This is a genomic window from Pectobacterium carotovorum (genome assembly GCF_033898505.1).
GTDB classification, from domain to species: Bacteria; Pseudomonadota; Gammaproteobacteria; order Enterobacterales; family Enterobacteriaceae; genus Pectobacterium; species Pectobacterium carotovorum_J.
Genome location: NZ_JAXAFK010000002.1, coordinates 57,393 through 70,784 on the forward strand (window position 1 = coordinate 57,393; position 13,392 = coordinate 70,784).

The 13,392-nt window shown below is 52.8% G+C and carries 15 protein-coding genes; 10 read left to right on the forward strand and 5 right to left on the reverse strand.

Going from position 1 to position 13,392, the window contains the following annotated elements:
* Positions 1-8 precede the first annotated feature (8 nt).
* Both kdsD and R9X49_RS12290 read right to left on the reverse strand, forming a co-directional pair.
* A complete protein-coding gene (gene kdsD / locus R9X49_RS12285; protein ID WP_319848683.1) occupies positions 9-1,064 on the reverse strand; it encodes an arabinose-5-phosphate isomerase KdsD in 1,056 nt (351 codons plus the stop codon).
* A 55-nt stretch (positions 1,065-1,119) separates the two neighbouring features.
* Complete coding sequence (locus R9X49_RS12290; RefSeq protein WP_319848684.1) at positions 1,120-2,085, reverse strand: calcium/sodium antiporter; 966 nt, start codon at positions 2,083-2,085, stop codon at positions 1,120-1,122.
* 301 nt (positions 2,086-2,386) lie between these two features.
* Here R9X49_RS12290 and mlaF point away from each other — a divergent pair, with 301 nt between their 5' ends.
* The 7 genes from mlaF to murA all read left to right on the forward strand — a co-directional run bounded on the left by mlaF (position 2,387) and on the right by murA (position 7,229).
* On the forward strand, positions 2,387-3,199 hold the full coding sequence (gene mlaF, locus R9X49_RS12295) for a phospholipid ABC transporter ATP-binding protein MlaF (protein WP_319848685.1): 813 nt from the start codon (positions 2,387-2,389) through the stop codon (positions 3,197-3,199).
* A gap of 7 nt (positions 3,200-3,206) precedes the next feature.
* A complete protein-coding gene (gene mlaE, locus R9X49_RS12300; protein WP_012773003.1) occupies positions 3,207-3,989 on the forward strand; it encodes a lipid asymmetry maintenance ABC transporter permease subunit MlaE in 783 nt (260 codons plus the stop codon).
* A gap of 4 nt (positions 3,990-3,993) precedes the next feature.
* Positions 3,994-4,560: an outer membrane lipid asymmetry maintenance protein MlaD gene (mlaD, locus tag R9X49_RS12305; RefSeq protein WP_319848686.1), complete on the forward strand. Its 567-nt coding sequence runs from the start codon at positions 3,994-3,996 to the stop codon at positions 4,558-4,560.
* Between the two features lie 12 nt (positions 4,561-4,572).
* Positions 4,573-5,202 (forward strand): phospholipid-binding protein MlaC, encoded by a 630-nt coding sequence (gene mlaC / locus R9X49_RS12310; protein ID WP_319848687.1) that lies wholly within the window; start codon positions 4,573-4,575, stop codon positions 5,200-5,202.
* Between the two features lie 13 nt (positions 5,203-5,215).
* Positions 5,216-5,506 carry a lipid asymmetry maintenance protein MlaB gene (mlaB, locus tag R9X49_RS12315; protein ID WP_319848688.1) on the forward strand — a complete coding sequence of 97 codons (291 nt, stop codon included), beginning with the start codon at positions 5,216-5,218 and terminating at the stop codon, positions 5,504-5,506.
* Between the two features lie 123 nt (positions 5,507-5,629).
* Positions 5,630-5,884 carry a BolA family iron metabolism protein IbaG gene (gene ibaG, locus R9X49_RS12320; protein WP_319848689.1) on the forward strand — a complete coding sequence of 85 codons (255 nt, stop codon included), beginning with the start codon at positions 5,630-5,632 and terminating at the stop codon, positions 5,882-5,884.
* 82 nt (positions 5,885-5,966) lie between these two features.
* Positions 5,967-7,229 carry a UDP-N-acetylglucosamine 1-carboxyvinyltransferase gene (murA, locus tag R9X49_RS12325; protein ID WP_319848690.1) on the forward strand — a complete coding sequence of 421 codons (1,263 nt, stop codon included), beginning with the start codon at positions 5,967-5,969 and terminating at the stop codon, positions 7,227-7,229.
* 110 nt (positions 7,230-7,339) lie between these two features.
* On the opposite strand, the gene degS is transcribed toward murA, so the two are convergent.
* The 3 genes from degS to zapG all read right to left on the reverse strand — a co-directional run bounded on the left by degS (position 7,340) and on the right by zapG (position 10,916).
* Entirely contained in the window at positions 7,340-8,452 is a 1,113-nt protein-coding gene (gene degS / locus R9X49_RS12330) for an outer membrane-stress sensor serine endopeptidase DegS (RefSeq protein WP_319848691.1), read from the reverse strand.
* Between the two features lie 215 nt (positions 8,453-8,667).
* Complete coding sequence (gene degQ / locus R9X49_RS12335; protein ID WP_319848692.1) at positions 8,668-10,038, reverse strand: serine endoprotease DegQ; 1,371 nt, start codon at positions 10,036-10,038, stop codon at positions 8,668-8,670.
* A 473-nt stretch (positions 10,039-10,511) separates the two neighbouring features.
* Positions 10,512-10,916, reverse strand: a complete 405-nt coding sequence (zapG, locus tag R9X49_RS12340) for a Z-ring associated protein ZapG (protein WP_005975485.1) — start codon at positions 10,914-10,916, stop codon at positions 10,512-10,514.
* A gap of 215 nt (positions 10,917-11,131) precedes the next feature.
* Between zapG and zapE the strand changes: the two genes are divergently transcribed.
* The 3 genes from zapE to rpsI all read left to right on the forward strand — a co-directional run bounded on the left by zapE (position 11,132) and on the right by rpsI (position 13,357).
* Positions 11,132-12,283, forward strand: coding sequence for a cell division protein ZapE (gene zapE, locus R9X49_RS12345; RefSeq protein WP_319848693.1), 1,152 nt, complete (start codon positions 11,132-11,134; stop codon positions 12,281-12,283).
* 237 nt (positions 12,284-12,520) lie between these two features.
* Complete coding sequence (rplM, locus tag R9X49_RS12350; RefSeq protein ID WP_012773011.1) at positions 12,521-12,949, forward strand: 50S ribosomal protein L13; 429 nt, start codon at positions 12,521-12,523, stop codon at positions 12,947-12,949.
* A gap of 15 nt (positions 12,950-12,964) precedes the next feature.
* Entirely contained in the window at positions 12,965-13,357 is a 393-nt protein-coding gene (gene rpsI / locus R9X49_RS12355; protein ID WP_039346610.1) for a 30S ribosomal protein S9, read from the forward strand.
* Positions 13,358-13,392: the final 35 nt, after the last annotated feature.

A 13,392-nucleotide genomic window follows, 5' to 3' on the forward strand; every position in this document is an offset into this window, starting at 1 on the left:
CTTTCTTTTTAAACCACGCCAGCCCGCAGCATATCGTGCATATGGACGATCCCGACCAGACGATCGTTTTCTGCCACTAGCACTGAGGTAATGTGGCGCGACTGCATCAGGTTAAGTGCATCCACCGCCAGCGTTTGCGGTGCGACCCGGATGCCGCCCGCGGTCATCACATCAGCAATGCGCGCGCTGTTCAAGTCAATATTCATGTCGAAGATGCGGCGCAGGTCACCATCGGTAAAGATGCCTTGAATTTTCATATCCGCCTCGCAGATTACCGTCATACCCAGATTTTTGCGCGTAATTTCCACCAGCGCATCACGCAGCGAGGCATCGTGTGGGACATGGGGAATCTCATCACCCGAATGCATGATATCGCTGACGCGCAGTAAAAGTTTGCGGCCGAGTGCGCCACCGGGGTGAGAAAGGGCGAAATCTTCGGCGGTAAAGCCGCGTGCCTGTAGCAAGGCTACGGCCAGCGCATCCCCCATAACCAGCGTCGCGGTGGTGCTGGAAGTGGGTGCCAGACCGAGCGGGCAGGCTTCCTGTGGGACGTGGACGCACAGGTGAATATCTGCCGCCTTACCCATTGTACTTTCCGGTGCGCTGGTCATGCAGATTAGGAACACTTTCTGGCGTTTCAGAACGGGAATCAGCGACAGAATTTCATGAGACTCGCCGGAGTTGGAAATGGCGATCACGATATCGTGCGGCGTCACCATACCGAGGTCGCCGTGGCTGGCTTCGCCCGGATGAACAAAAAAAGCAGGTGTACCGGTGCTGGCGAAGGTCGCGGCAATCTTACAGCCGATGTGGCCGGATTTGCCCATTCCCATTACCACCACTTTGCCCTGGCAATCGAATATCTTTTTGCAGGCAAGGGTAAAATTGTCATCAATGTACTGGTCTAATTGCGCAAGCCCATCGCGCTCGATACTCAGTACCTGCTTGCCCGCCTGCTTGAAGTCGAAATTGGCTGGTAGCGCATGAGCGGCTTGTTGTGCATGATCGGATTGTGCACGGTCAGACTGCTGTTTTAGATGAGCATCTTGTTCAAACTGTGACATACCAATAGTCCTGATTATAATGAAAAACAGAGCGTCTTATGAAAAACAAAACTTCTTATGAAAAGCAAAATAGGGCTGTCAGATAGGCGATAAACGCGCAGCATAATAATACGCCTGCGGCCTGTCCTATACGGCGTTTTTTGCTGAGGCACAGTGCGGTCAACAGCACGCTCGCCGCCAGCATTACCCAATAGTCGCGCTGAAAAACCTGAGGGTTCAGTGCGCCCGGCGAGAACAATGCGGGGACGCCCAGCACAATCGCGATATTAAAAATGTTCGAACCAATCAGGTTGCCCAGCGCAATATCATCTTCTTTCTTCAACGTCCCGACGATGGCGGTAGCAAGTTCAGGTAGGCTGGTGCCGATCGCCAATATCGTTAGCCCGATGGTCAATTCGCTGACATCGAAGTAGCGTGCAATGACGGTGGCGTTATCTACCACCATGCGGGCAGCCATAGGTAAAATAATCATGCCGAGTATCAGCCACAGCACGGCGACCATCTGGCTGCTGTCATCCTGTGGAAGCTCCGCCAACTGCTCGCGGGTCAGGCTATCGCCGCCTTCCCGCTGCGCCTGTTGCGCCATGCGAAGTATCAACACCAGGCACAGAACGGCGGCAAAGAGCAGCATCATGCCGTCGGCGCGGCTCAGGTAGCTATCATGCAGTAAAACGCCACACAATAAAGTGACCGACAACATGAGCGGCAATTCCCGGCGCAGGATGGCCGAATGTACCGTCAGCGGCCGAATAAGCGCTGCGCTGCCGAGAATGAGTAAGATATTGGCGATATTAGAGCCGATAACATTACCGACGGCCATATCGTTCTGATCGTTCAAGGCGGCGGTAACGGAAACAATCAGCTCGGGTAGCGAGGTGCCGAAGCCGACAATGGTGATGCCGATGACGAAAGGAGGTAAGCCAAGAGAACGCGCAAGCACGGCGGCACCATAGACAAGACGATCGGCACCGTAAACCAGTAGTAGCAAACCAACGAACAAGAGTAGTGTTGCAAAAAGCATGCAGCGTCCTTTAATAGGATATAATCACCGGCTTGTTGTCGAATAAGTCAGCATTTCTGGACGATTTTCGCACAAAAAGCATTTTTCTGTGATGAGTGCTAATTCTGACGGTGCTAGGCGAAAAAGTAAAACCTGTCGCGATAAGTAAAACCAGGTAACGGTTTATGCCGCCATTTTGGACAAGAACTTACGGTAAGTTTTTGTAAAAATCGCACCTTGATGAAAGTCAGCCGTTAGGCTGGAGTGAAAGACGCTACATAAGCGTACTGACTGGCGTACTGATTGGTAAGGAATGGAAATAATGCACCATGAGGCAACTAATCTGGTTGAGATCCGTGGTCTTAGCTTTCGGCGCGGAGAGCGAGAGATCTTTACGGACATCACGCTGAATGTTCCTAAAGGCAAGGTCACCGCGATCATGGGGCCTTCCGGCATCGGTAAAACTACGCTGTTGCGCCTGATTGGCGGGCAGCTACAGCCGGACAGCGGCGACATCTGGTTTGATGGCGAGAATATCCCGACGCTGTCGCGCAGCGAACTGTACAACGCGCGCAAGAAAATGAGCATGTTGTTTCAGTCCGGGGCGTTATTCACCGATTTGAACGTGTTTGATAATGTCGCCTGGCCGCTACGTGAACATACTAAGCTGCCGGAATCGCTGCTGCGTAGCATCGTGATGATGAAGCTGGAAGCGGTGGGGCTACGCGGTGCGTCGGAACTGATGCCTGCGGAACTTTCCGGCGGTATGGCGCGGCGCGCGGCGCTGGCGAGAGCCATTGCGCTCGACCCGCAGCTGATTATGTTTGATGAGCCTTTTGTCGGGCAGGACCCGATCACGTTGGGGACACTGGTGAAGCTCATCGATGAGTTGAACCATGCATTGGGCGTGACCTGCATTGTGGTTTCTCACGATGTACCAGAGGTGATGAGCATCGCCGATTATGCGTATATCGTGGCCGACAAACGGGTGGTAGCAGAAGGGACGGCGGATCAACTGCGGGCGAACAATGACCCGCAGGTTCGTCAGTTCCTGGACGGTATCGCCGACGGGCCAGTGCCTTTCCGTTTTCCGGCGGGCGACTATAAAACGTCACTGCTAGGTTCAGGGGGTTAACGCAGTCATGTTATTACGGACGTTGGCGTCGCTTGGGCGTCAGGGAATCTCCACTAGCGCTGCGTTTGGGCGCGCCGGGCTGATGCTGTTTAATGCGCTGGTGGGTAAACCCGAATTCAGAAAGCAGTGGCCGCTGTTGGTGAAACAGCTTTACAGCGTGGGTGTGCAGTCGCTGCTTATCATTATGGTTTCCGGCCTGTTCATCGGCATGGTGCTGGGGCTGCAGGGCTATATCGTCTTGACGACTTACAGCGCCGAGGCCAGCCTGGGCATGATGGTGGCGCTGTCGCTGCTGCGTGAGTTGGGTCCGGTGGTGACGGCGCTGCTGTTCGCCGGACGTGCCGGTTCCGCGCTGACGGCGGAAATCGGCTTGATGAAGGCAACGGAACAGCTCTCCAGCATGGAGATGATGGCGGTCGATCCGCTGCGCCGCGTTGTGGCGCCACGCTTCTGGGCTGGGCTCATCAGCATGCCGCTGCTGGCGGTGATTTTTGTCGCCGTAGGCATTTGGGGTGGCGCGCTGGTCGGTGTGGACTGGAAAGGCATCGATAGCGGGTTCTTTTGGTCCGCTATGCAGGGCGCGGTTGACTGGCGCCAGGATGTCTTGAACTGCGTGATTAAAAGTGTCGTATTTGCGATTACCGTGACCTGGATTGCACTGTTTAACGGTTATGACGCGATCCCGACGTCTGAAGGGATTAGCCGTGCAACGACCCGAACCGTCGTGCACTCGTCGTTAGCAGTACTGGGATTGGATTTTGTGCTGACAGCACTGATGTTTGGGAACTGAGTCGATGCAAACAAAGAAAACTGAAGTCTGGGTTGGTGTGTTTATGTTGATCGCGCTGGCTGCCATCCTCTTTTTATGTCTGAAAGTGGCCGATCTCAAATCGATCGGTAGTGAGCCGACGTACCGTCTGTATGCGACGTTTGACAACATTGGCGGGCTGAAAGCGCGATCTCCGATCCGAATTGGCGGCGTGGTCATTGGCCGCGTGGCGGATATTTCGCTGGACGAGAAAACGTACCTGCCGCGTGTCGCGATGGATATTCAGCAGCGCTACGATCATATTCCTGATACCAGCTCTCTGGCCATTCGCACTTCTGGTCTGCTGGGCGAACAATATCTGTCACTGAACATTGGGTTTGAGGATGAGGAAATGGGCACCGCGATCCTGAAAGACGGTGGTGTGATTCAGGACACCAAGTCAGCGATGGTGCTTGAAGACCTCATCGGTCAATTCCTATATAAGAGCGGCAGCAATAGCGAAGATAATGCCGGTCAATCAGGTACGGAGCCGGGTGCCGATCCTGCGGTAACCCCTGAGCACAACAACGAACCTGTTCCTTCACATCCATAAGAGGATATCTGCATGTTTAAACGTTTACTGATGGTGGCTTTACTGGTGGTCGCGCCATTAGCCAACGCGGCGGATCAAACGAATCCCTATCGTTTAATGAATGAAGCGGCGGAAAAAACATTTGATCGTTTAAAGAACGAACAACCAAAAATCAAACAAAGCCCTGACTATTTGCGTACTGTCGTACGTGAAGAACTGCTGCCGTATGTGCAGGTGAGATACGCTGGCGCGCTGGTTCTGGGTCGCTACTACAAAGATGCGACACCGGCACAGCGTGATGCCTACTTCAAAGCGTTTGAAGCCTATCTGGAGCAGGCTTACGGTCAGGCTCTGGCGATGTATAACGGGCAGACTTACCAGATTGCGCCAGAACAGCCGCTGGGCAATGCCGATATCGTTTCCATTCGCGTGACCATCATTGATAACGGCGGCCGCCCTCCCGTACGTCTGGATTTCCAATGGCGTAAGAACAGCAAAACCGGTAACTGGCAGGCGTACGACATGATTGCCGAAGGCGTCAGTATGATCACCACTAAGCAAAACGAGTGGGCGACCATTCTGCGTCAGAAAGGCGTTGATGGCCTGACTCAACAGTTGGAATCCTCAGCGAAGCAGACCATCACGTTGGATCAGAAAAAGTAATTTGGGTATGAACATGGCGAACGCATTGAACTGGCAGGTGCAGGACTCCACGCTGGCGTTAACGGGCGATCTGGATCGTGAAACGCTGTTACCGTTTTGGCAGCAGCGTGAAGCGTTGCTCGCGGGTAAAACCGTGCTGGATGTGTCGGGGTTAAACCGCGTTGATTCTGCCGGGTTGGCATTGCTGATGCACGTTTATCAGCAGCCATCTTCAGGTAGTGAGATAACGATTGTTGGTGCCAGCGATCGGCTAAAAACGCTCATTGCGCTCTATAACCTGAATGAAATCATCCCCGTGTCTTAACCTGTCACGCCGATGCCTGATTTCCCCTTCAGGCATCGGCGCATTCTTTGTTTAAGATAGCGCCATATTCATCTAAGATACCTCCCTGTAAATCATCTCCCCCTGACATAGAAATCGAGAGCGATGGAAAATAACGAAATTAAAGACGTGCTGATGAGCGCATTAGCACTGGAAGAAGCCCATGTTTCTGGTGATGGCAGCCATTTTCAGGTCATCGTGGTGGGCGGACTTTTTGCTGGAATGAGCCGAGTAAAAAAACAGCAGGCCGTTTATGCGCCTCTGATGGAGTACATCGCGGATAACCGTATTCATGCACTGTCAATCAAGGCCTATACGCCGGAAGAGTGGCAACGCGACCGTAAACTGAACGGCTTCTAAACACTCTCCGTGTGTGAGCAGAGAGAAATCGCCTGTATCAGTGTGATGAAATAGTGAATTAAGACATCGAGATACAAAGACTATGGATAAATTTCGTGTTCAGGGCCCAACCCGTTTAGCGGGGGAAGTGACCATTTCCGGCGCCAAGAATGCTGCGTTGCCAATCCTGTTCGCTGCGTTGCTCGCAGAAGAACCGGTAGAGATTCAAAACGTACCGAAACTGCGCGACATTGATACCACCATGAAGCTGCTTGGTCAGCTGGGTGCGCGCGTTGAGCGTAATGGCTCCGTCCATGTGGATGCCAGCGAGGTAAACGTATTCTGTGCGCCGTACGATCTGGTGAAAACCATGCGCGCATCTATCTGGGCTCTGGGACCGCTGGTGGCGCGTTTTGGTCAAGGCCAGGTATCGCTGCCCGGCGGCTGTGCGATTGGCGCCCGCCCGGTAGATTTGCACATTTATGGTCTTGAGCAGCTCGGCGCGCAGATTGTGCTGGAAGAAGGCTATGTCAAAGCGACGGTTGATGGTCGCCTGAAAGGCGCGCATATCGTGATGGACAAAGTGAGCGTGGGCGCCACGGTCACCATCATGAGTGCCGCAACGCTGGCGGAAGGTACTACGATTATTGAGAACGCCGCACGTGAGCCGGAGATTGTCGATACGGCAAACTTCCTGAACACGCTGGGTGCGAAAATCAGCGGTGCAGGCAGCGATAAAATCATCATTGAAGGTGTTGCTCGTTTGGGCGGCGGTGTATACCGCGTGGTGCCTGACCGTATTGAAACCGGGACATTCCTGGTCGCGGCTGCGGTATCCCGCGGTCAGATTATCTGTCGTAATACCCGCCCTGACACGCTGGATGCGGTATTGGCGAAGCTACGCGAAGCGGGTGCGGAGATCGAAATCGGCGAAGACTGGATCAGTCTGGATATGCATGGCAAGCGTCCGAAAGCGGTTACCGTTCGCACGTCGCCGCATCCGGGTTTCCCGACCGATATGCAGGCACAGTTCAGCCTGCTGAATCTGGTTGCGGAAGGGACGGGCGTGATTACCGAAACCATCTTCGAAAACCGCTTCATGCATGTGCCTGAGCTTATCCGTATGGGGGCACAGGCGGAAATTGAGAGCAATACGGTGATTTGCCACGGCGTTGATAAGCTGTCTGGTGCGCAGGTGATGGCGACGGACTTACGTGCGTCAGCCAGTCTGGTATTAGCCGGTTGTATCGCGGAAGGCGTGACAATAGTGGATCGTATTTATCACATCGATCGTGGCTATGATCGCATCGAAGATAAGTTGCGTGGATTAGGTGCGAACATCGAACGCGTTAAAGAACACGAGTAATCGCTTCCGCTATTCGTCTTCACTATGATGTTTACAGCCGGGTGGGGTCCCACCCGGTTTCTTGTTTACCCGCTGATATCGTCTCGTCTATCAACTCGCCCTAGATACCGCTATTGAGTGGGAAATTCCTGGATCGTCATTTGTAGCGTGATTTGCTTAGTATCGTTGCTATCGTTATTACGCTCAATCGTGACGGGAATGACGGTGCCGGGATGTATTTCTGAAACCTGCTCCATGGTTTCAATAATTGAGCGTGCAGGCTTATTGTTCACACTCACGATGACGTCTTCGACACGAATACCCGCCTTATCCGCTGGCCCGCCTGGGTCGATAGTCTGAACGAGAATACCGCTTAATCGCCCCTGAACACCACGATTGTTGGCCAACGTGCTGTTCTCAATATTCTCGATCTGTACGCCGTTGACGCCAATATATCCACGCACCACGCGACCATCGCGGATGAGCTTGCCCATCACCTTGGTCGCCAGCGCCACGGGGATCGCAAAACTAATGCCTTCCGGCGTTTCGCCGTTGCTGCTTTTATCAAAAGAGAGGGTATTGATACCGACCAGTTCACCCAGTGTATTGACGAGCGCGCCGCCGGAATTCCCATGGTTAATGGAGGCGTCGGTTTGCAGCAAGTTTTGGCGTCCGACCTGGCTTCGTTGCTGGCCATAAGCGCTGAGGCTGACGCGGCCAGTGGCACTGATGACACCCTGCGTGACGGTTTGTCCCAGATTATAAGGGTTGCCGATCGCCATCACGACATCGCCAACGTGCGGGATACGGTCTGAATTGATTGGAATAACGGGCAGATTGACGCCATCAATTTGCAGCACAGCCAGATCGGTTAAAGAATCGGAACCGATCACGCGGGCTTCGTACAGCCTGCCGTCTGACAGTTCTATCTGGATCTGCTGCACGTTATTAATCACATGCTTGTTGGTTAAAATATACCCTTTTTCATTCATGATGACGCCAGACCCCAAGGGATGAATAGCGACTTCGCTGGGTTTATCCGCCTTGGCAACCCGGTTGTAAATGTTCACCACAGCAGGTGCTGCACGGCTGACGCCCTGATGGTAGCTTACGGGCGAACCATCAGTCTGTCTGTCATTGTTTTTCAGAAACGACGTGCCAGACCCGACAAAGGGGAGTACGGCCAGAATAATACCGGCGACGAGGGCACCAAAGAGTGCTGAACGTAATAACTTAGCAAGCATGGCCGTGATTTACTGTGGAAAAGGGAGGTAGGGGGAGGATATCACGAGAAGTTCGGACACCGCATGACTCGGTGTCCGATTTTTTTATGGCGTGCCATCCTTGGCCGCCACCCTTATGGGCCGTTGCTGATACAACGTTAAAAATTTCTCTCGGAAATTTTTTAATATCAGCGAGGTTCTGCCCGGTTAAGCTGCCGAAAAAGACGACAGGGGGATTAACGTAACAGCAGATAAATCGTTTCTTCGCCCCGGACGATATTCAAAGCCAGAACGGAAGGTTTCGCTTCCAGCAGCTTGCGCAACTGCGTGATGTTTTCAATACGCTCACGGTTCACGCCGATGATGATATCGCCTTTCTGCAGACCAACCTGCGCCGCAGGTGTGTCTTTGGCGACGTTATCAATCTGTACGCCCTTGCTGCCGTCTTTCAATTGGCCATTGGTCAGAGACGCGCCCTGCAATGACGGTGAAAGCGTTTCGGCGCTGGTTGATGCCGATGAGCTGTTATCCAGCACGACGGACACTTCCTGCGGTTTGCCATCACGCAGCAGGCCGATTTTCACGGTCTTGCCCGGCGCGGTGGTGCCGACTTTCGCCCGCAGTTCCGCAAAGCTGCTGATCGGTTTACCATCCAGCGTCGTCAACACGTCGCCCGCCTTGATACCCGCTTTCGCGGCGGCAGATTTCGGTAAGACTTCGCTGACGAAGGCACCGCGTTGTGCATCGACGTTGAAGGCTTTCGCCATCTCAGACGTCATCTCACTGCCTTTAATACCCAGCAGCCCACGTTTGACTTCGCCAAATTCAACCAGCTGTTGTGCCAGATTCTGAGCCATGTTGCTGGGGATAGCGAAACCGATACCGATGTTCCCGCCGCCCGGCGCCAGAATCGCCGTGTTAATACCGATCAGCTCACCGTTGAGGTTAACCAGCGCGCCTCCGGAGTTGCCGCGGTTGATAGAGGCATCGGTCTGGATGAAGTTTTCCAACCCTTCCAGATTCAGCCCGCTACGTCCCAGCGCGGAGATGATGCCGGAGGTCGCTGTTTGACCAAGGCCAAACGGGTTACCCACGGCAACGGCGAAATCACCGACGCGAAGTTGATCGGAATCAGCCATTTTCACCGCGACCAGATTCTTGGCGTCATTCAACTGTAGTAGGGCGATATCGGTCTGCTCGTCGCGACCAATCAGTTTTGCTTCATACTCGCGCCCGTCATTAAGCTGGACGCGAATTTTGTCGGCATTATTGATGACGTGATTATTGGTGAGCACGTAACCTTTTGCGGCATCAATAATGACGCCAGAGCCCAGCCCTTCAAACGGACGAGAGCTTTGTTTGTCCGTCGGGAAGTTTGGGCCAAAGAAGAACTTAAACTCTTCCGGTACGCGCTGACGCTGTACCTGTGTACCTTCAACATGCACGCTGACGACGGCTGGCAAAACTTTTTCCAGCATCGGGGCCAGGCTTGGCGTCTGTTGCCCTTGTACCACGGCAGGCAGCGCAGCATTCGCTGCGGGAAGCGTGGACAGGGTCAAACCTATACTCATTGCCAGTGCACTAAATAATAATGATGTTTTTTTCATTGTTATTAACTCTCTCACGGCCTGCGGATGAATAAAACGATGATATATAAACTTAAAGACACGGTGAAGAGTCAGACTGGCGATCAATGTGTAAAGTTCACTGCTGTTTCGTCAGCAGATTGTAACTATCGCTTTTATACAACGTGTTACCGAACGGTGGTGTTATCGAACGATGGCAGCCGACGGTGCGCGTCTTAAACGGACAAACGCTTTAAGCGTAGAGCATAGGAAGGGAAAGCGTGAGGCGGAAAGCCCCACGTTATACCCGTCATACTTCAAGCTGTAGGTGTGTTGGCTGCGTCCGTTACTCGGCTCATCCATGAGCCTCGCCCCGTTGGGGCCGCTGCAAGCAGCGTTCAAATCTGCTCCAGGCAGATTTGTCACCCGAATCACTTACTTGAGTAAGCTCATCGGGATTCTTTCGCTTGCCGCCGTCCTACAGCCCGAATTATCTAGGGTATAATTAGTTGATATTACTTGCGAATCGGGCGTTCGCCCCGCAGCAGGCCTGATGCACCGTCGGAATAATCACGCGGTGGCATGTTCACCGGAGCCTGATCGTTATCCGCTTCGGATTCGGTCAGACGATATTTAAACGGATTATCCTGGCCGGGAACGTTAGGTAACAGGTTATTGGAGCTTTTCGCCATGTGCTGATAAAGCTGACGATAATCATCCGCCATGTTATCCAATAGCTCCGCACTGCGGGCGAAGTGACCAACCAGTTCCTGACGATAGTCTTCCAGTTCGGTTTTGCTTTTCTCCAGCTCATTCTGCAGTACCTGCTGTTGCCGCAGCTTACGGTTACCAAAGCGCATGGCTACAGCACCAATAATAATACCGACTACTAAACCTATCAGCGCATACTCCCAAGTCATAATAGCTCCTATTTTGACGTCGTTGTCCCGTAGGGTTTTTCACTTAATAATAGTCACTATAACCGTTAACCTTGCCTGAGTGGAATCCTGATACTCGATGACGGAAGGGAATGTTGACCCACCGCAGACATCAAGGTTGTTAACTGCGACGATTACGGCTTAAATCGACGGCAACACACAGCAAAACACGACTAACTTTTTTCTCAGGGATTGCGATGGCTACTCCACAGACAACACGGCAGCAAACAACACCCTTGGCACGTTATCAGCAGGCGCTTTCCGCTGGTGAATATCAGCCGGATGAGGTGCAGCGGCAAACGGTTGTGCGCCTGGAAGCGATACATCAGGCGCTATGCGAACGTGCTGCTGATGACAATGCAGGGGCATCCGGCCGCGTGGGAAAATGGCGTAGCTGGCTTGGGCTACGTGAGAAACGTGAATCTGCGCCAGTCCAAGGGTTGTATATGTGGGGCGGCGTCGGGCGCGGTAAAACCTGGCTGATGGATATGTTTTTTCACAGCTTGCCCGCTGAGCGCAAAATGCGCCTGCATTTTCATCGTTTTATGCTGCGTGTGCATGAAGAACTGAACCAGTTTCAGGGGCAGGAAAATCCGTTGGAAAAAGTGGCCGACGGTTTTAAAGCGGAAACCGACGTGCTGTGTTTCGATGAATTCTTCGTCTCTGATATTACCGACGCGATGCTGCTGGCTGAGCTGCTGCGTGCGCTGTTTGCCCGCGGCATTGCGCTGGTGGCGACATCAAATATTCCGCCGGACGATCTCTACCGCAATGGATTACAACGCGCCCGTTTTCTTCCTGCGATTGAGCTGATTAAACAGCACTGTGAAGTGCGTAATGTCGATGCAGGTATCGATTATCGTTTGCGCACACTGACACAGGCACACCTTTATCTGTCTCCGTTGAATGAAGAGACCGAGGCCACGATGCAGCAGATGTTTACCCGCCTGACGGGGAAACGCTGGCAGACGCCGGGGCCGGTGCTGGAGATCAATCATCGCCCGTTGGCGACACTCGGCGTGAGTGATGGCGTGCTGGCGGTCGATTTCCACACGTTGTGTACCGAAGCGCGCAGCCAGAATGATTACATTGCGCTTTCGCGTCTCTACCACACGATGCTGCTGCACAATGTGACGGTGATGGAAACGAAGGAAGAAAACACCGCTCGTCGTTTTCTTGCGCTGGTGGACGAGTGCTACGAGCGTCGCATCAAATTGATTATTTCTGCGCAGGCATCCATGTTTGAGATTTATCAGGGGGAACACCTGAAATTTGAATATCAACGTTGTCTATCCCGTTTGCAGGAAATGCAAAGCGAAGAGTACTTGCGACAGCCCCATTTGGCGTAACGCAGGCTGCGGTTTTTTAGTCATTTGCGTGTGAAAAAAGGTCGATCTTTGGGAATGACTTCTCTATAATCTTGCGACCCCACGTTACAACAAAGTTTTTTTCCCAAAAACTTTATAGTGCCGGCAATGGCTATTCGAAGGGGTAGGTTTGCTGGACTTGATGGTCGTGTGAGCCTCAACTGTTTTCGAGCGTTTGGGTGTTCACCAACGTGTAACTAATTATTGGGTAAGCTTTTAATGAAAACTTTTACAGCTAAACCAGAGACCGTAAAACGCGACTGGTACGTTGTTGATGCGAACGGTAAAACTTTAGGCCGTCTCGCTACTGAACTGGCTCGTCGTCTGCGCGGCAAGCATAAAGCGGAATACACCCCGCACGTTGATACAGGTGATTACATCATCGTTCTGAACGCTGACAAAGTTGCTGTAACTGGCAACAAGCGTAACGACAAGATTTATTATCACCACACCGGCCACATCGGTGGTATCAAACAAGCGACCTTTGAAGAGATGATTGCCCGCCGTCCTGAGCGTGTGATTGAAATCGCGGTTAAAGGCATGCTGCCGAAGGGCCCGTTGGGTCGTGCTATGTTCCGTAAACTGAAGGTTTACGCGGGCACCGAGCACAATCACGCGGCACAGCAACCGCAAGTTCTGGACATTTAATCGGGATTATAGGCAATGGCTGAAAATCAATACTACGGCACTGGTCGCCGCAAAAGCTCCGCCGCTCGCGTGTTCATCAAACCGGGCAACGGTAACATCGTTATCAACCAGCGTAGTCTGGAACAGTACTTCGGTCGCGAAACTGCCCGCATGGTAGTTCGTCAGCCGCTGGAACTGGTCGACATGGTTGAGAAACTGGATCTGTACATCACCGTTAAAGGTGGTGGTATCTCTGGTCAGGCTGGTGCGATCCGTCACGGTATCACCCGCGCTCTGATGGAGTATGATGAGTCTCTGCGTAGCGAACTGCGTAAAGCTGGCTTCGTTACTCGTGATGCTCGTCAGGTTGAACGTAAGAAAGTCGGCCTGCGTAAAGCACGTCGTCGTCCTCAGTTCTCCAAGCGTTAATTTCTTGCTGCTTTGCAGCGAAATCAATGCAAAAA

Coding starts and splice junctions, on each gene's coding strand:
- mlaE (WP_012773003.1), top strand. CDS start 3,207: ATGTTATTACGGACGTTGGCGTCGCTTGGGCGTCAGGGAATCTCCACT.
- kdsD (WP_319848683.1), bottom strand. CDS start 1,064: ATGTCACAGTTTGAACAAGATGCTCATCTAAAACAGCAGTCTGACCGT.
- ibaG (WP_319848689.1), top strand. CDS start 5,630: ATGGAAAATAACGAAATTAAAGACGTGCTGATGAGCGCATTAGCACTG.
- zapE (WP_319848693.1), top strand. CDS start 11,132: ATGGCTACTCCACAGACAACACGGCAGCAAACAACACCCTTGGCACGT.
- mlaD (WP_319848686.1), top strand. CDS start 3,994: ATGCAAACAAAGAAAACTGAAGTCTGGGTTGGTGTGTTTATGTTGATC.
- degS (WP_319848691.1), bottom strand. CDS start 8,452: ATGCTTGCTAAGTTATTACGTTCAGCACTCTTTGGTGCCCTCGTCGCC.
- zapG (WP_005975485.1), bottom strand. CDS start 10,916: ATGACTTGGGAGTATGCGCTGATAGGTTTAGTAGTCGGTATTATTATT.
- mlaC (WP_319848687.1), top strand. CDS start 4,573: ATGTTTAAACGTTTACTGATGGTGGCTTTACTGGTGGTCGCGCCATTA.
- degQ (WP_319848692.1), bottom strand. CDS start 10,038: ATGAAAAAAACATCATTATTATTTAGTGCACTGGCAATGAGTATAGGT.
- rpsI (WP_039346610.1), top strand. CDS start 12,965: ATGGCTGAAAATCAATACTACGGCACTGGTCGCCGCAAAAGCTCCGCC.
- rplM (WP_012773011.1), top strand. CDS start 12,521: ATGAAAACTTTTACAGCTAAACCAGAGACCGTAAAACGCGACTGGTAC.
- mlaF (WP_319848685.1), top strand. CDS start 2,387: ATGCACCATGAGGCAACTAATCTGGTTGAGATCCGTGGTCTTAGCTTT.
- mlaB (WP_319848688.1), top strand. CDS start 5,216: ATGGCGAACGCATTGAACTGGCAGGTGCAGGACTCCACGCTGGCGTTA.
- R9X49_RS12290 (WP_319848684.1), bottom strand. CDS start 2,085: ATGCTTTTTGCAACACTACTCTTGTTCGTTGGTTTGCTACTACTGGTT.
- murA (WP_319848690.1), top strand. CDS start 5,967: ATGGATAAATTTCGTGTTCAGGGCCCAACCCGTTTAGCGGGGGAAGTG.